The 17,386-nt window shown below is 72.6% G+C and carries 13 protein-coding genes; 4 read left to right on the top strand and 9 right to left on the bottom strand.

The features are described 5' to 3' along the window. The first annotated feature begins 3 nt into the window (after positions 1 to 3). Positions 4 to 333 carry a PadR family transcriptional regulator gene (locus ACZ6R6_RS40380; RefSeq protein ID WP_306858219.1) on the top strand — a complete coding sequence of 110 codons (330 nt, stop codon included), beginning with the start codon at positions 4 to 6 and terminating at the stop codon, positions 331 to 333. Here ACZ6R6_RS40380 and ACZ6R6_RS40375 read toward each other — a convergent pair. From ACZ6R6_RS40375 to ACZ6R6_RS40340, 8 genes are all read right to left on the bottom strand, one after another. Further along, a complete protein-coding gene (locus ACZ6R6_RS40375) occupies positions 323 to 1,006 on the bottom strand; it encodes a permease prefix domain 1-containing protein (RefSeq protein WP_470102212.1) in 684 nt (227 codons plus the stop codon). The genes ACZ6R6_RS40380 and ACZ6R6_RS40375 overlap by 11 nt on opposite strands. A gap of 105 nt (positions 1,007 to 1,111) precedes the next feature. Further along, positions 1,112 to 2,002: a hypothetical protein gene (locus ACZ6R6_RS40370; RefSeq protein ID WP_470102211.1), complete on the bottom strand. Its 891-nt coding sequence runs from the start codon at positions 2,000 to 2,002 to the stop codon at positions 1,112 to 1,114. A gap of 1 nt (position 2,003) precedes the next feature. Continuing rightward, positions 2,004 to 4,109, bottom strand: a complete 2,106-nt coding sequence (locus tag ACZ6R6_RS40365; protein WP_470102210.1) for a right-handed parallel beta-helix repeat-containing protein — start codon at positions 4,107 to 4,109, stop codon at positions 2,004 to 2,006. 96 nt (positions 4,110 to 4,205) lie between these two features. Next, the gene (locus ACZ6R6_RS40360) at positions 4,206 to 5,216 is read right to left on the bottom strand and encodes a hydroxyacid dehydrogenase (RefSeq protein ID WP_470102209.1); all 1,011 of its coding nucleotides are present in this window, start codon (positions 5,214 to 5,216) and stop codon (positions 4,206 to 4,208) included. A gap of 20 nt (positions 5,217 to 5,236) precedes the next feature. Then, complete coding sequence (locus ACZ6R6_RS40355; protein WP_470102208.1) at positions 5,237 to 6,079, bottom strand: carbohydrate ABC transporter permease; 843 nt, start codon at positions 6,077 to 6,079, stop codon at positions 5,237 to 5,239. Beyond that, on the bottom strand, positions 6,076 to 7,038 hold the full coding sequence (locus tag ACZ6R6_RS40350) for a carbohydrate ABC transporter permease (protein WP_306858225.1): 963 nt from the start codon (positions 7,036 to 7,038) through the stop codon (positions 6,076 to 6,078). The genes ACZ6R6_RS40355 and ACZ6R6_RS40350 overlap by 4 nt, the downstream gene beginning before the upstream one ends. 118 nt (positions 7,039 to 7,156) lie before the next feature. Continuing rightward, positions 7,157 to 8,479, bottom strand: coding sequence for an ABC transporter substrate-binding protein (locus ACZ6R6_RS40345; protein WP_470102207.1), 1,323 nt, complete (start codon positions 8,477 to 8,479; stop codon positions 7,157 to 7,159). 143 nt (positions 8,480 to 8,622) lie between these two features. Beyond that, entirely contained in the window at positions 8,623 to 9,762 is a 1,140-nt protein-coding gene (locus ACZ6R6_RS40340) for a substrate-binding domain-containing protein (protein ID WP_470102206.1), read from the bottom strand. 164 nt (positions 9,763 to 9,926) lie between these two features. Here ACZ6R6_RS40340 and ACZ6R6_RS40335 point away from each other — a divergent pair, with 164 nt between their 5' ends. Next, a complete protein-coding gene (locus ACZ6R6_RS40335) occupies positions 9,927 to 11,693 on the top strand; it encodes a DUF2264 domain-containing protein (protein WP_470102205.1) in 1,767 nt (588 codons plus the stop codon). A gap of 52 nt (positions 11,694 to 11,745) precedes the next feature. Here the strand turns inward: ACZ6R6_RS40335 and ACZ6R6_RS40330 are convergent, their stop codons facing one another. After that, the gene (locus tag ACZ6R6_RS40330; RefSeq protein ID WP_470102204.1) at positions 11,746 to 13,209 is read right to left on the bottom strand and encodes a pentapeptide repeat-containing protein; all 1,464 of its coding nucleotides are present in this window, start codon (positions 13,207 to 13,209) and stop codon (positions 11,746 to 11,748) included. A gap of 162 nt (positions 13,210 to 13,371) precedes the next feature. Between ACZ6R6_RS40330 and ACZ6R6_RS40325 the strand changes: the two genes are divergently transcribed. Both ACZ6R6_RS40325 and ACZ6R6_RS40320 read left to right on the top strand, forming a co-directional pair. After that, complete coding sequence (locus ACZ6R6_RS40325; protein WP_470102203.1) at positions 13,372 to 15,765, top strand: ExeM/NucH family extracellular endonuclease; 2,394 nt, start codon at positions 13,372 to 13,374, stop codon at positions 15,763 to 15,765. A 307-nt stretch (positions 15,766 to 16,072) separates the two neighbouring features. Next, complete coding sequence (locus ACZ6R6_RS40320) at positions 16,073 to 17,386, top strand: hypothetical protein (RefSeq protein WP_470102202.1); 1,314 nt, start codon at positions 16,073 to 16,075, stop codon at positions 17,384 to 17,386.

The raw sequence follows: 17,386 nt of genomic DNA, 5'->3' as shown, positions 1-17,386 counted from the left end.
CGGGTGAACACCGACGCGCTCCGGGGGCACATGGACGCCCTGCTGCTGTCGGTGCTGGAGCACGACCCCCTGCACGGATACGCGATCATCGAGGCGCTGCAGGAGCGCAGCGGCGGCGCGCTGAACGTGCCGACCGGCACCGTCTACCCGGCGCTGCGCCGGCTGGAGCAGGCGGGATACCTGGCCAGCGAGTGGGCCACGGTGGGCGGGCGAAAGCGGCGCACCTACCGGCTGACCTCATCGGGCCGCGCGGCTCTGGCCGGGGAGCGCTCCGCCTGGCGGGAGTTCGCCGGCGTGATCGGCAGTGTCCTGGAGCCGCGTTCTACGCGGTGAGGCGCCGGCGGGCGGTGACGCTGAGGCACCGGCCCGCGCTGTACAGCTGCATGAGCAGGAACGCGTCGCTCACCAGCGCGACGGCCACGCCCGGCGGGTAGCCGGAGAAGCCGACCGGGCCCTGCGAGCCGTACACCAGCGCCATGCTCAGCGTGATCGTGACCGGCAGCATGGCCCAGACGAGCACGGCCAGCGACCGGGTGACGATCCGGGGCCGCCGGATCCGGCGCAGTCCCCGTCCGAGCGCGAGCAGCGCGAGTCCGCCCAGCACGCCGGTGAGCATCTGGAGGATGTCCAGGCCGCGGGCGACCGGAGTGAACCAGCCCGGCCTGACGGCGTGGTCGGTCGCCTCCATGGGGAAGATCTGCCAGATCACGGCCCACATGAGCGCGGTCAGCGGCACGCTGACGAAGAGCAGGGCGGCCAGCCTGCGGCCCGCCGAGACGGCCAGTTCTTCCTGGTAGCCCGGTGCGATCTCGCTGATCGAGCCGAACTCCTCGACCGCGACGCGCTCTGCCTCGGCCCGGTCCAGCCCGCCGTCCTCCAGCGCGTCGGCGGTGTCGAGCAGGCTGTCGCGCGCCTCGGTGACCATGTCGAGCTTCGGTCCCCTGGGGCCTTTGAGAGTGCGGCTGAGCCCGGTCACGTAGTCGTCGATGACTCCGGTGCTCGCCATGTTCTCTCCAGTCGCGTGGTCCCCCTCAGGATAGTCGCCCCCCATCCTGGTGCCGGCGGAAGATCGGCGCATCGGGGACTCCCCTGAGAAGACCCGGAGTCTCGGCTACCCTCCGCCGTGGGCCGCGGGCGGCGCCGTACGGCGGGCGCCGGCCCCCGGGCCCGTCCCGGACCCCGGCGCGGGGCCGCCGAGCAGGGCGGCGACCCTGCGGTCCAGGGCCCGGGCGTACTCCTCGCTCACCAGCGAGCGGCGCACGTTGTCGCGGGCCTCGGCGAAGGAGGGCGCGCCCGGCCGGGCCAGCTTCCCGTAGTGGGCCCGGAGCCGCTCCTCCGACAGCTCCAGCTCTCCGGCGAGCCGCTCGCTCAGCGCGTGGTCGAGCTCGGCGGCGCTCACCTGGGCGTAGGTGTACTCGTCGTACTCCGGCACGCCGGGCAGCGGCCGCCCGGCCCGCCGGGCCGCCTCCCGCCGCCCGTTCTCCAGCGCGAGCGCCCGCTGGAACGCCGCCTCGCTCACCTCGGCGACCAGCCCCGCCTCCCGGGCCCAGATCCGGCGCGTCTTGTCCCGCACAGCCGCCGCCAGCGCCCGCTCTCGCAGCCGGTCGCGGGCCGTGACCCCGGCCCGCGGCCGGTCCCAGAACCCCGGCCCGGCCGGGACGCCGGCGCCGGTGAACTCCGCGATCACCTCGGCCCGCAGCACGTCGGCGGCCCGCAGGACCTCGGCGCCGACCACCGGCTCACCCGCCACCTCCGTCACCGTCTCCCGCGGCGTGAGGCCGAGGACCTGAGCGGGGACGGCGGACGCCGAGAGGCCGGCGGCCCCCGGCGCGCCGGAGACCTGCGGGGAGAGCTGGGAGAGGAGGACCGCCCCGGCCGCCAGCAGGCAGCCGATCACGGCACCCCACACCCGCGGCCGGGCGAGGGGCGAGCGGGCGGCCGGGACGGGCCCTCCCCGCGGCCGGGGGAGGGGAGGGCGGGCGGCCGGGACGGGTCCTCTCATCTCAGGAGGCGATCTTCATGTCGAACACGTGGAGGCCCGCGTCGGCGAGGGGGCTGCCGCCGGGCAGGGTCACGGACGCGACGGTCCGGGCCGGGTCCAGCGGGACGGCGTGGGCGAACACCGACACCCCGGACTCCCGGGTCTGGCCGCTGGCGGGGTTGCGGTGGTCGGTCTGAGTGATGTTGTGATAGGCCGACCGGGCGACCACGACGGTCCCCTCCGGGGCGGTGGCGTCCCAGAAGTCCCCGAAGCGGACGGTCTTGTCCTCCACCGTGCCGTCGGTGTAGGTCACCTTGAAGACACCCGAGCGGACCTTGAAGACGCCGGTGCCGAGCAGGACGAGCCTGCTCCCCCGGCCGGGGAGCTCGATGGTCTGGCCGGCCGCCTTGACGTTGTCCAGCGTGCCGTAGGCGCCGGGATGCCAGGTGAGATCGGCGCCGAAGGCGGTCACGGTCTGCCCCGGACGGAGCCCGGCCGCCTCCAGCCCCTGACCGGAGTAGCTGCGGCCGGAGGTGGACAGGCCGCCGACGTTGGGGTTGCGGTCGGAGCTGACGCCCACGTTGTTGTAGGCGGCCCGCACCGACCCGTGGACCACCGGGCTGACGGCGGGCCCGGAGTAGGCGCCGCGGGAGACGTTCGTGCCGACGGGGTTGCCGAAGTAGTCGCGCCCGCCCACGCCCTCCACGAGGGCCCCGGTGCCGAGCGCGGGGGAGCCGGCCACCAGCCGGTATCCGGAGGCGTCGCCGTACCCGGTGGCGGTGCCGGGGGCGGCCAGGCCGGGATCGGCGGTGATCGCGGCGGCGTCGCCGGCGGGCGCGGTGACGCCGCCGTAGTAGACGTTGGAGTCGTAGGTGACGTTCTGGCCGGTGGGCAGCGTCCCCTGGGCCGCGTGGAAGATGTTGTTGACGATCTTCGTGCCCGCCGACGGGCCGCTGGGCACCGCGACGTTCAGCTTCTCGCTCGCGCAGAAGAAGGTGTTGTTGTGGATCCACAGCGGGCTGCTGTTGTCCCCGGCCGCGTTGCCGGCGATGCGGCAGTCGTCCTGGGCGATGTTGAAGCGCAGGATCGCCGTCGCCCGGTAGTTCGGGAACTCGGTGCAGCTCTGGCAGCCGAGGTAGAAGCCGCCGGCGTTGGCGTGGGAGAAGTTGTACTGGTAGACGCAGGTGCCCTTGATCCCGCCGTCGCAGTCCCAGGCCGTGGAGTCGAAGATGGTCGGCCGCTGCCGGGTGACCTCGTTGTACTGGAAGACCGGGTCGACGGAGTTGATCGGCCACATCCCGGCGAAGTTGCCGTTGACGTAGGGGTATTTGCCGCCGCCGCCGTCGTCGAACAGGTTGTGCTCCACCAGTGGGCGGTCGGCGGCGTGCACGACGATGCCGTCGCCGCCGACGCTGCGGATGGTGTTGCGGGCGATGTAGACGTTCCTGTGGTAGTCGGTGCCCTTGCGGCTGATCTTGATTCCGCCGCCGCCGGTGTCGTGGACGTGGTTGCCGGTGATGGTGATGCCGTCGATGTAGCCGACCTTGCCCTCGGGCAGGGCCTGGACGCTGATGCCGGCCGAGTAGGCGAACCAGCCGGAGTTGGCGCCGGTCTTGTCACCCCAGCCGGCGACGTCGGAGATCTCCAGGTCGCGCAGGACCAGCCCGGCCTTGGGCTCGAACGTCGTGGAGTTGTACTGGACGCCGGTCCGCTTGGCCGTGGTGGCGGCGGGGTTGGTGATGTGCAGCTTCTCGATGGTGATGTGGCTGTTGTCGACGAGGTGGACGGTCCATTCGCCGCCGTCGCCCTGGATGATCGGCTTGGGGCCCTCGCCGTAGGAGGTGAAGGTGATCGGCCGGCCGGGAGCGCCGGATCCCACCGGCTCCAGGCGGCCGGCGCAGACGGTGCCGGCCCTGAATCTCACCTTGTCCTTGGCCTGCAGCCGGAGGGCGTTGACCTCCGCCAGGCTGGTCAGCGGCTCGGCGGCGGCGCGTCCCGAGCCGCCGGGCGGCGCAGTGCAGTCCACGAAGAAGTTGCGGGCCGCGGCCGCGGCCTGTGCGGGTGGCGCGAGTGCGCCGGCGCAGGCCAGGGCCACCGCGGCGATCACGGTCGGACGGAGTAACCGCATTCGACTGCTCCTTTTCGGTTGGGGGGAGACCAGAAGGCAGGCAGGACCTCGGTCCGGGGGACCAGGGGAGATCGGGGGAGAGCAGGGGGCAGGGGGTCAGGCGGAGCGGGTGAGCGCCTCCGGGACCACGCCGTAGCGGAACGGCAGGCCGTGGGCGTAGCGCTCCAGCTCCTCGAGCGCCACGTCGGCCATGCGGCGCAGCTCGCCGCCGAGCGAGCCCGCGATGTGCGGGGTGAGCAGCACGTTGGGCAGGTCGTAGAGCGGTGAGGAGGCGGGCGGCACCTCGGGCTCGGTCACGTCGATGACCGCGTGCAGCCGCCCGGACAGCAGCTCGCCGGTCAGGGCGGCCTGGTCGACCAGCGCGCCCCGGGCGGTGTTGATCAGCGTGGCGCCGTCGCGCATCAGCGCCAGGCGGCGGCCGTCGATCATGTGGCGGGTCGAGGGCAGGTCGGGGGCGTGCAGGCTCACCACGTCGCTCCCGGCGACCAGCTCGTCCAGCTCGACGGACCGCACGCCCAGCCGGGCCGCCTCGGCGGCGTCCAGATAGGGGTCGCTGACCAGGACGTCGAGGTCGAACGGCCGGAGCAGCTCGATCACCCGGCGGCCGATCGTGGAGGCACCGACGATCCCGACCGTGCGGCGGTAGTTGCCGAAGCCCGGGAAGCGCCGGTCCCAGTCGAGCGCGGCACGGTCGCGCCGGTAGAGGTGGGCGATCTCCAGCACGCGTTTGCCCGCGAACAGGATCGCGGCGAGGGTGAACTCCGCGACGGGCAGCGCGTTGGCGATCGCCGCCGAGGAGACGCGCAGGCCACGCTCCCAGCAGGCGTCGGTGATGTGGTGCTTGACCGAGCCGGCGGCGTGCACGACGGCCCGCAGCCGCGGCGCGCCGGCGAGCACCTCGGCGGTCAGGGGCGGGCAGCCCCAGCAGGTGTAGAGGACCTCGGCCCCGGCCAGCGCGCTGCGCGCCTCGGGCGCGGTGAAGTCGGTGACCACCAGCGAGGTGTCCACCTCGGCCAGCTCCGCCAGGCGCCGCCGTACCGGACCGTCCAGCAGCCGCGCGGCGACGTCCGCGGACATCGCGACGGCGGCCCGCGGCCGACGAGACATCGATCCCCCCGATGTTGTGATCACTTGATGCTGCCCGCCGTCATGCCCGCCCGCCAGAAACGCTGCAGGAAGACGAACACGACCAGCAGCGGGACCACCGACAGCAGCGAGCCGGTGATCACCAGTGTGTGGAACTCGGGGAAGGCGGTCCCCTGGTTGTTCCACGAGAACAGGCCCAGGCTGAGCGGGAACAGGTTGTGGTCGGAGAGCATCACCAGCGGCAGGAAGAAGTTGTTCCACACCGACGTGAACTGGAACAGGAAGATCGTCACGAAGGCGGGCTTCAGCATGGGCAGCGCGATCGAGACGAAGGTGCGCAGGTCGCCCGCGCCGTCGGACCGGGCGGCCTCCAGCACCTCGCCGGGCACGTAGCCGGAGGAGAGCACCCGGGCGAGATAGACGCCGAAGGGGTTGACCAGGACCGGGACGAACACCGCCCAGAAGGTGTTGACCACACCCACCTTGGAGGCCAGGAGATACAGCGGCAGGGCGGTGGCGGTGCCGGGCACCAGGACGCCGAGCAGCACGGCGCCGAACAGCTTCTCCTTGCCGCGGAAGCCGTACTTGTCGAAGCAGTAACCCGCCATCACGCTGATGAGCGTGCCGAGCAGGGCCCCGCCGCCCGCGTACAGGACGCTGTTGAGATACCAGCGGAAGAAGATCCCGCCACCCTCCTCCGCGACGGCGGAGAGGTTCGCGCCGAGGTTGAAGTCGGCGAAGGCGAACCCCGGGCTGGAGTAGAGGTCGTTCAGGGTCTTGGTCGAGGCGAACAGCAGCCAGGTGAGCGGCAGCAGCGTGTAGACCGTCGCGACGGCCAGCAGGACGTTGACGACGCCCCGGGACAGGGAGGCGGGCCTGCTCACGCGCCCCTCCTCGCGCCGAACCGGGTGACCGCGTAGGACAGGCCGGCGGCGAGGGCGGCCAGCAGCAGCGAGGCGGCGGCGGCCTGGCCGTAGTCGTTCTTGGAGAACGCCTCGGTGTAGGCGAACATGTTGGGGGTCCAGGTGCTGACCACGCCGGCGCTGGCGTCGGCCAGGATCATCGGCTCGGTGAACAGCTGGAGCGACCCGATGATCGTGAACAGCATCGTCATCACGACCGCGCCCCGGATCATCGGGAGCTTGACGCGCAGCGCCGTGCGGACCGGCCCGGCGCCGTCGACCGTGGAGGCCTCGATCACCTCGCGCGGGATGGCCTGCAGCGCGGCGAAATAAATGATCATGTTGTAGCCGATCCACTCCCACAGCGCGATGTTGACCACCGAGCCCAGGACCTTGTCGGAGGACAGGAAGTCCCACCGGATCCCGCCGGACTCCAGCGCGCCGACGACGGGGCTGACGCCCGGCAGGTAGAGATACATCCAGATGAGCGCGGCGATGATGCCCGGCACGACGTGCGGCAGGAAGAGCACGAGCTGGAAGAACCGGCGGACGCGGGCGAGGCCGGAGTCCAGCAGCAGGGCCAGCAGCAGCGCGCCGCCGATCATCAGCGGGATGTACAGCGCGCAGTAGCCGGCGATGACCGCGAAGCCGTCGCGGAAGGCCGGGTCGGCGAGGGTGTCGAGGTAGTTGTCCAGCCCGGCGAAGACGGTCTGCGAACCGCCGAACCCGAGCCCCGAGGACTTCTCGCTGAACAGGCTGAGCCAGACCGCGTACCCCAGCGGCGCGACCAGCACCGCCGCGAACAGCACGAAGAAGGGCGCCAGGAACAGCGTGATCGCCCCGCGCCGCCGCCGGGCCTCGCGTTTCAGGGACCCCTGGCCGGTACGGCCGCCGCCGGCCGGCCCGGCGGCCGGCCGGTCGAGGGTGGTGAGGGAGGACATCGTGCCCCTTCCCGCCTTTCTCAAGGTCTCCCGGAGGTGAGCCTGTGGTGGAGTGCGTCTTCTACGGGTGCCCGGGCCGCGCCTCGCGGGGAGGCCCCGCGAGGCGCCGGCGGGCGGGTCAGCCCGCCACGTTCAGGCCGCGGCCCTTCAGCTCGGCGAGCGTCGCGCCCTGCGCCGCGTCGAGGGCCTGCGGCAGCGTGGTGCCGCCGCTGGGCACCTTGCCCATCTGGTCCTTCAGCGAGGTGAACACCTGGGTCATGCTCGGGCCCCAGGTCCAGCCGGGCTGGATGGTCTTGTAGGACTCCGCGAACAGCGCGTAGATGTCCTGGCCGCCGTAGTAGGCGGTGTCGAAGCTCTTGGCCGCCACCGGCACCAGGTCGGGCGCGGCGGGGAAGCCGCTGGAGGTGCCGGAGGCCAGGCGGGAGGTCCAGGCCGCCTCGGAGGTGGTCAGCCACTTGATGACCTCGGCCGCCGCCTTGAGCTTCTTGGTGCCCTTGCCGGCCACGAAGCTGGTGCCGCCGAGCATGCCGCTGGCGGGGGTGCCCCAGTGCGGGACGGGTGCGACGGCCCACTTGCCGGACTGCCCGGCGTGGTTGCCCTTCATGACGCCCGCGCCCCAGGAGGCGCCGACGTAGCCGACGGTCTCGCCGCTCTCCAGCGAGGCGTTCCACTCCTGGCTGAAGGCGCCGTGGGAGTGGACCAGCCCGTCCTTGACCAGGCCCTGCCAGTATTCGGCGACCTTCTTGCCGGCCGCGTCGTCGACCGCGACCTTCCAGGCGTCGCCTTCGGTGCCGAACCACCTGGCGCCCGCCTGCCAGGCGAGCGCGGCCAGGACCGGTCCGTCGTCGGGGAAGAACGTCGCGATGCGCGCCTTCTTGTCGGCCTTCTTGACCTTCTCCGCGGCGGCGCGGAACTCCTCCCAGGTCGTGGGGGCCTCGATGCCCCACTTCTCGAACAGGTCCTTGCGGTAGTAGAAGACCTGCGGGGCGGCGTCCATCGGCAGCGCCCAGGTCTTGCCGCCGAGCTCGACCGTGCTGAGCACGTTCGCCGGATACTTGGCCTTGACGTCGGCGACCTCGGCGGAGATGTCCTCCACGGCGCCCTGGTTGACGAAGTCGGGCAGCTGCGCGTACTCGATCGACATGATGTCGGGGGCGTTGGCCGCCTTGACGGCGTTGGAGAACTTGGCGTAGCCGCCGGCCACCCCGGAGGGGATCTCCTCAAACTTGATCTTGATGGCGGTGTGGCTCCTGTTGAACTCGTCCACGACATCCTTGGTGCCCTTGGCCCAGCCCCAGAAGGTCACCTCGGTGACGGCCTGCGCGGCGTCGCCGGAGGTCGCCCTGCCCGCCTCGCCCCCGCTCGCGCAGGCGGTCAGCAGCGCGACCGAGGCCAGCAGGCCGGCGAGTCCGGCTGTGGCCCGAGACGTCTTACGCTCCATCGGATCGCTCCTCATGTTCATTCGATCGATAGGACATCATTCGTTCATCGATGAACGGATTTCTAGAGGAAGCGTTCAATTGATCAGTAACGAAATGATTGCGTAACACTACGACACGGGCGAAAGTGCATAAACCGGTCAGATCATCCTAGAGTCCCACAGGACTCGCGCAGGCGGAGGTGGGGGAGCAGGTCCAGGTGGTGGCGCGGCCGCTCCTCGCCCTCGGTCACCCGGGCCACGAGGAGCTCCACCGCGGCCCGGCCGACGGCGTGCTTGGGCGGGGCCACCGCGGTCAGCGGGGGGTCGGCGAGCGCCGCGACCTCGTCGTCGTAGGCCACCACGGAGACGTCGCCGGGCAGGCGGAGCCCGCTCGACCTGAGCTTCTGCACCAGGACGAGCGCGTCCTGGTCGTTGTGGACGACGACGGCCGTGGCGCCGCCCTCCAGGATCGTGGCGACCGCCGGGTCGATGGAGGCGCCGAAGGCCTCGGGGTCGTGCTCGAAGGCGAGCGTCTCGATCATCGGCGGCCCGCCCAGCAGGCCGAGCGAGCGCAGCCCCGACTGGTAGCCGGCCCGCACCCGCGGGGTGGTGGGACTGTCGCGCCTGGCCACGAAGAGGATGTCCCGGTGGCCGAGGGCGGCCAGGTGGCGGACGGCCAGGTAGCCGCCGTGGGCGTGGTCGGTCGCGACGTGGTCCAGGTGCTCCAGACCGCTGCCGAGGGCGGCCACCCGCTCCACCAGCACGGCCGGCACGTCCAGGTCGGCGAGCCAGGTGAGGTTCTGCTCGGGGGCGTCCAGCGCCCGGCACGGGGTGACGAGCAGCCCGTCCACCCCGCCGGCGAGCAGCTGCTCCACCTGGGCGCGCTCCTCGGCCGGCTCGTAGCGCGAGATGCCGAGCACCAGCCTGGCCCCCAGCCGCGCGGCGGCCGCCCTGGCCCCCCTGATCACCTCGGGGTAGTAGTAGGTGGCGGAGGGGACCAGCATGCCCAGCGTGAGGGACTCGCCCGCCCCCTGTGGGGTGGAGCCCCCGGCGCGGGGGACGGCCTGCGTGCCGTCCGGCGCCCCGGCGCCCGCGCCGTCGGCCCTCTGGGGCCTGGCGTGGCCGCGGGGCGGGGCGACGCCGCCGTGCACCCGCGTGACCAGGCCCTGATCCTCCAAGTCGGCCACGTCCCGCCGCACGGTGACCGGCGAGACGCCGAGCCGGTCGGCCAGCTCGGCCAGCCGGACGAGTCCCCGCGCCCGGACCTCGCGCAGGATGAGGTCGTGCCGCTCCGTGGCCAGCATGGGGTGTCTCCTTCGTAACCGGTGTGATCCCGGATCCAGCCTAATGGCCCGCGTTCGTTTCTGCACGTTTTCGATCGTTCGATCATTTCATGCTTGACTGGGACCGGATGAGCGTCCTAGCGTCACTGCCGGACAGCAGACCATTTTTCCGGAGGTTTCCGTAGATGACCATGCCGCTCCCTCCGGAAGACCGGGTGCTCAGCCCCCATACCGGATGGACCCGCGCCCATTGGGAGGCGGTCGCCGACGGCCTCCTCGCCGGGGTCGGTCCCCACTTCTCCCCGGCGAGGGCCCAGATCAGGCTCCCCGGGCGGGCGAGCTGGTCGGACTGCGACGGCCTGGAGGGCTTCGCCCGCACGTTCCTGCTCGCGGCCTTCCGGGTGGCGGGCGGGGGAGACCCCGCGCTGCTGGCGCCCTACGGCGAGGGCATGGCGGCCGGTGCCGACCCCGGGCACGCGGAGGCCTGGCGGCCGATAGCCGACCGGACCCAGCCCATGGTCGAGGCGGCCTCGATCGCCATCGGGCTCCAGCTCACCCGGGAGCACCTGTGGGAGCGGCTCTCCCCGGGCGTGCGGGACTCGGTGGCCGGGTGGCTCGGCGGCGCGCTGCGGCACGCGCCGGTGGACAACAACTGGTGGCTGTTCCCCGTCGCCGTCGGGGACTTCCTGCGCTCGGCGGGCCGGGACGAGGAGGCGGCCGGCGCGGCCGTCGAGCGCGGCCTGGCCAGGATCGAGCGGTGGTATCTCGGCGACGGCTGGTACACCGACGGCCCCGCCCGCAACCTCGACCACTACAACGGCTGGGCCATGCACCTCTACCCCGCCCTGCACGTCTGGCTGACCGGGGCCCCCGCCGAGCCGTACGGCTCGCGCCTGCGGGAGTTCCTGTCCGGGTACGGCAGCGCCTTCGACGTCAACGGCTCCCCCGTCTACCAGGGCCGCTCCGTCACCTACCGGTTCGCCGCCGCCGCCCCGCTCTGGCTCGGCGCGATGCTCGGCGTCTCCCCGCTGACCCCCGGTGCCACCCGCCGCCTGGCCAGCGGGGCCCTGCGCCACTTCCTCGACAACGGCGCGCTCACCGACGGCCTGCTCTCCCTGGGCTGGCACGGCCCGCACGGGCCCTCCCTGCAGGACTACTCCGGCTCCGCCTCGCCGTACTGGGCCGCCAAGGGGTTCGCCGGCCTGCTGCTGCCGGCCGACCATCCGGTCTGGACGGCGGTGGAGGAGCCCGGCCCGGGCGACGGCGCGGCCGGCCTGCCCGGCCCCGGCCTGCTGGTCCACCGGCACGGCGGTGTCGTCCGGCTGGTCAACCACGGCACCGACCACCAGCCCCTCGACGGTGACGCGCTCCCCGACGACCCCCTCTACGCCCGCTCCGCCTACTCCACCCGGACCGGCCCCAGCCTCGACGTGCCCGACAACCACGTCGGCCTCGTCCTCGACGGCCGGATCACCTCCCGCGGCCGTCTCACCCCGCTGGGCGCCGGACCGGACTGGGCCGCCTCCTCCCACCGCCCCGCCCCCGGCGCCCTGATCGAGTCGCTGAGCGTCGTCCACGGCCCGGTCGAGGCCCGCGTCCACCGCGTCACCGCCCCAGCCGGGACCCCCGTCCGCCAGACCGGCTGGGCCGTGGTCCCCGGCGACGGCCTGACCAGCGCCCTGCTCGGCGTCGCCGGTTTCGCCGAGGCCGAGCCCCTCGTCTCGCCCGCCGGCACCGTCTTCGGCGCCCCGGCCCGCATCCCCGTGCTGGAGGCCGTGACCTCCGGCGAGAGCGCCATCCTCGCGTGCGCGGCGGTCCTCGGCCCGGACCCGGTGGGGGAGGGGGCCGCACCCGTCCTGGACGTGCGCGCCGACCACGCCACCCTGACCTGGCCCGACGGCGCCGTCCACCGCATCGCCCTGTCGCCCTCCCTGGCGGTCGTCCCCTCCTGAGGCCGTCCCGGAGGCGGCGCGGCCGCCGACGGCCGCTCGCCGTGGGAACGGCTCAGGGCGACAGGTGGATCGACGGGGAGGGCGCCCGGGGAGCGGCCGGGCGGCGGGCGGCGTGAGAGGCGGAGCTCATCAGGAGGCTCGCCGCGGTGAGGGCCACGACCAGGGCCGACCATCCCAGGACGCGGCCCATCCGCAGGCCGTACCCGCACAGGATCCAGTAGAGCGACAGCAGCCAGCGGCCGGAGGAGCGGCTGGTGGCCCGGCGCATCTCCATCGCGCCGAAGGCGAAGTCGGCGGCGGTGGCCTTGTCGTCGACCCCGGTACGGAGCCTGGAGTAGAGGACGGCCAGGCGGTGCGGGGCCGGCGGGTCGGCGTCGGGCCCCGACCGGCCGCGCCAGTCGTGCTCGTCGACGCCGGGCCCCGACCAGCCGCGCCAGTCGTGCTCGTCGGCGAGGGTGCGCCGCCGGGTCCACCAGCGCAGCGGCGGCCAGCGCAGCGCGAACCGCACGCCGCGCGGGGTGGTGGCGAACGCGCAGCCGGTCAGCCGGAGCCGCTCGGGATGGCGGATCCCGGTGAAGCCGCAGACGCTGAGGTCCACGCAGGTCAGCTCCAGTTCCTCGGAGTCCACCCCGCGCAGCGAGGTCACCCGCGCCGCGCCCCGCCCGCTGACCGTGGCGGGGCCGCGCAGCGCCGCGTCCTCCAGGTCGGCGTCCGCGCCGTCGAGGCGCACGGTCAGCCTGCCGGTCACCCGCAGCCGCCGCAGGTCCACCGCGCAGTCGCGGGCCGCCACGTCGAGACCGCTGCCCGCCCACGCCCCGGCGAGGCTCAGCCGGCGGCCGACCGCGGCCGGGGTCAGGGAGCAGCCCGCCCAGAACCGTGCCGCGTCGAATCCGGCGAGCCCGCCGAACTCGGCCCTGCGGAAGGAGGCCGCACGGCCGAACCGGCATCCCCGGAAGGTCGCGTCACCGGTGAACCGGGTGCCGTCGAAGGTGGCGAAGCCGTGGAACTCCGCGCTCTCGAAGGAGACGGTCCGCCCGAAGCGGGCCGCGCCGAACAGCGCGTCCCGGCCGGCGGAGACCCGGTCGAAGGCGGCGTGCCCGAGGACGCTCACACCGTGCAGGGACAGCTCCCGGGAGAAGCGGACCTCCCGGAAGGAGACGTTCCCCGCGAAACGCGCGTCGAGGAACGAGGCGAGCCGGTGGAAGCGGGCGTGGTCGAAGGAGACGTCCCCGCCGAACACGACGCCGCCGAACCTGACCTCCTCGGGGAAGATCGCCCGATCGAACCTGGCCCGGCCCAGGCGGCCGTGCGCGGCGGCCAGGATCCGCTCCAGCAACTGCCCGCCGACGGTGGTGCCCCGCAGGTCGATCGCGGAGCCGGGGGACAGGCCCCGGATGACCTCGTCGAGCTCGCCGCCGTCGAGGTGGGCCAGGCACCGCCCGTACGGCTGCCGCGCCGAACCGGCACATTTCGGGAAGGCAGCGCAGGTCACCCAGCCCACGTCGAGAGTCGTCATGAACGAGTGATACCCACAGACGGCCGCGAAGCGAGATCTAGGTCAAGGCAAGCCATAACTGATGCCGTCCGATCGACATGAAGTGTCAAGATTTACCGATTTCATCCTCTATCCACTTATAGGTAAGTGTCCGCCGTTCCATGGAGCTCTACGCTCCCGGTCATGCGTGCTTTATCCAGGGCGTCCGCCGCCCTCGTGGCCCTCGGAGTCGCCGCCGCCGGCGTTACGGCCCTCACCTCAGCCCCCGCCCTGGCCGGGCCGGGCACCGTCGTCATCAGCCAGGTCTACGGCGGTGGCGGCAACAGCGGCGCGCCGCTCGCCAACGACTTCGTCGAGCTGTTCAACCGCGCCTCCACCCCCGTCGCGCTGGACGGGTGGTCGCTCCAGTACGGCAGCGCCACCGGGACCGGCAACTTCGGCGCCAACCCGGTCGTGCCCCTGTCCGGCACGCTGGCACCCGGCCAGTACCACCTGGTGCAGCTGGCCGGCGGCGCCAACGGAGCCCCGCTGCCCGCGCCGGACAGCACCGGCGCCATCAACATGAGCGGCACCGCGGGCAAGGTCGTCCTGGTCCGCTCGGCCGAGGGACTGGCCTGCAACGGCGGCTCCACCCCCTGTACGGCGGAGCAGACGGCGCTGATCGCCGACCTCGTCGGATACGGCACCGCGAACTACTTCGAGGGCACCGCCGCCCCGGCCCTCTCCGGCACCACGGCCGGGCTGCGCAAGGACCACGGCTGCGCCGACACCGACGTCAACGGCGCGGACGTGGAGGCCGCGGCCCCCGCGCCGCGCAACCGGGCCACCACCCCGGCGCCCTGCGGCGACGTCGAGCCCACCCCCACCCCGACGCCCACCGTGGAGCCGACGCCCACCGTGGAGCCGACGCCCACGCCCACGCCGACCCCCACGTCACCGGGGGACCCGTGTGAGACCCCGGCCACCCACCAGATCGCCCAGGTGCAGGGCGGCGGTGACGTCAGCCCGCTGGCCGGCCAGACCGTCCGCGTCGAGGGTGTCGTGACCGGCGACTTCCAGGGGACGGACCAGCTCAGCGGGTTCTTCTTCCAGGACCCGACCCCGGACGCCGACCCGGCCACCTCCGAGGGCCTGTTCGCCTTCGCCCGCAGCTCGTTCAAGGACGTCAAGGCCGGCGACCGGGTACTGGTCACCGGCAAGGTCGTCGAGTTCAACGGCTGGACGGAGCTGTCGCCGGTCACCGCTGTGGACGTCTGCGGCGCCGGCACCGTCCCCCCGGCGCGGCAGAGCCTGCCCCGCGCCGAGGGCGCGACCTTCGAGCCGGTCGAGAGCATGCTCGTCACCTTCCCCGAGCCGCTCACCGTCAGCGACCACTACAACCTGGGCCGCTACGGGGAGCTCACCCTCTCCTCCGAGGGCCGCGTCTTCCAGCCCACCGACCGCTCCGGCGTGGACGCCGCCCGGAACGCGCGCCGCAGCCTGCTCGTGGACGACGGCTCGACCAGGGAGAACCCCGCTGTCATCCCCCACACCGACCCGCGCACCGTCCGGCTGGGCGACACCGCCTTCGGCGTCACCGGCGTGCTGGGGTACGGCTTCGGCAAGTATCGGCTCCAGCCGACCAGGCCGGTCGACTTCCTGCGGACCAACCCCCGCCTGTCCGCCCCGTTCCCGGTGCTCGGCAACGTCAAGGTGGCCAGCTTCAACACCCTCAACTGGTTCACCACCCTGGGCTCGCGCGGCGCGAGCAACCCCGCCGAGCAGCAGCGCCAGCTCGCCAAGCTGGTCGCCGCGCTCAAGGGCATGAACGCCGACGTCGTCGGCCTGATGGAGGTCCAGAACAACGGCCAGACCGCGGTCCAGGCCCTGGTCGACGCGCTCAACGCCGAGGTGGGCGCGGGCACCTACGCGGCGCTCGCCCACCCCTATCCCGGCACGGACCTGATCCACGTGGCGATGATCTACAAGCCCGGCAGGCTCCAGCTCGTCGGGGCCGCCCAGTCGTCCACCGACCCGGTCTTCCGGCGGCCCCCGTTGATCCAGACCTTCCGCCGGGTCCAGGGCGGCCAGCCGTTCACGATGATCGTCAACCACTACAAGTCGAAGGGCTGCGACGCCGACGCCACCGGCCCCGACGCCGACCAGGGCGACGGCCAGAGCTGCTACAACGGTGAGCGGGTCCGCCAGGCGGAGGCGACGCTGGGCCTGATCGACAGCCTCGAGCTGCCCAACCCGCTGGTGCTGGGCGACCTCAACGCCTACGGCGAGGAGGACCCGATCGACACCCTGGAGGCCGGCGGCCTGACCAGCGTGACCAAGAAGTTCGTCCCCGCGCCGCTGCGCTACAGCTACCTCTTCGACGGCCAGAGCGGCGAGCTGGACCACGCCATGGCCGGCGCGGACCTGCTCAAGCGGGTGACCAGCGCGACGATCTGGCACATCAACTCCGACGAGAGCCGGATCCTCGACTACAACACCGAGTACAACCCGCCGGGTCTCTACCGGCCCGACGCGTTCCGCTCCTCCGACCACGACCCCGTGGTCATCGGGCTGACCCTGCCGGGGGGCAGGGGCTGACCTGGGGACTCATCCGGCGCGGGCCGGCGGCCTCGGGGCCGCCGGCCCGGCTTTCTTCCGGGTTCCGGGTTGGACGGTATGGTTTGGGCGTTCTGTAACTCCTGGTACTTGTGGGGCACGGGTGACTTCGGGGCCGGCCGGTGGGCAGTATCCGCCACAACCTCAGTGGCAGCAGCCACCGCAGCAATCTCAGTGGCAGCAGCCACCGCCATACCAGCCGCAGTGGCAGCAGCAGCCGCCACCTCCGCCGTCCCCCCCGCCCCGGCGTCGCAGGACCGGGCTCTGGATCACCCTCGGAGTCCTCGCCGTGGTGCTGACCGTGGGGGCCGGGACCGTGGTGGGGCTGGTGCTGAACTCGGACAAACGCCCCGATCCGTTCGGGGAGGAGGCGGTCGCCGCCGACCCGAACTCGGTGGTGGTGACCAAGAAAGACCTGCAGGAGCTCCTGCGGGGGCACACCGAAGCGCTGAACGCCGGGGACCTCAAGGCGTACACGGCGATCTTCGAGAGCAAGACCGCGGGGCTGATCCAGCAGCAGACCAGGGTCTTCAACAATCTGCGCAAGCTGCCGCTCACCCAGATGTCCTACCAGACCCTGCAGCAGCAGGGGCGCACGCAGGACAGCTTCGGCCGCGGGGTGACCTTCACCCTCGACGTCGCCTTCGTCCACCAGTTCGAGGGGGTCGACCTGCGCCCGGTCTCGGAGTGGTACCGCTGGACCATCACCAAGAGCGGAGTCGACGCCCCGCTCAGGGTCACCAAGGTCGGCGGGGCACCGGCGCCGCTGGGCGAGTCCAAGACCGTCTACTACCCGGGACCATGGGACATCTGGCCGAGCGTCGCGGTCGTCAAGACCGAGCGCGCCATCGTGCTGGCCCACCCGTCCATGGCCGCCCAGGCGGAGAGGATCGCCCCGATCGCCGAGCGGGCGGCGGTGAACGACCTGAACTTCGTGGCGGAGAACGGCCAGCGGGGCGAGGCGGTGCCCAAGGGCTTCGTGGTCGCGCTGGCCAAGGGCAAGGGGCAGCTCGGCAACCTGTTCCGCCAGACGAAGGCCACCGAGGCCGGGGTCTCCATCCCGATGCCCACCTGGAGCAGGTCCGCGACCGGGGTGAAGATCGGCGCGAGCCGGGTCGTGATGGACACCACCTCACCGTTCTTCGACACCTCCGAGGGCATCGCGGAGATCTTCCGGCACGAGTTCGCGCACTCGGCGATGGCCAGCCTCGACAGCGGCAAATTCGACCTGCTGGGACTCGACAACTGGGTCGTCGAGGGGTTCGCCGAGTACGTCGCCAACCGCGGCAGCGCCATCAGCGCCAACATCCGCTACGACCAGGGCCGCGCCTACCTGGCCGGGCAGCTCCCCGAGCCGTTCAGGGGCAGGATCCCGAACAACATCTTCTGGGACGTGCAGGGCATGACCGGCGTCAACTACCTGATGGGGCACCTGGCGATGCGGCTGATCGAGGAGAGGTACGGCGAGCGGAAGCTGGTCGACTTCGTCGCCGCGCACTACCGGGGTGACGAGAGCGCAGATGCCCTGCGGAAGGTCCTGGGCGTCAGCGAGGCCCAGTTCCAGAGGCAATGGGCGGACTACGTCCGGGCCCAGCTCGGCTGA

The organism is Streptosporangium sp. NPDC048886, assembly GCF_055586905.1.
The sequence above is the reverse complement of the archived record's forward strand: the minus strand, read 5'-3'. Positions and strand labels throughout refer to the sequence as shown.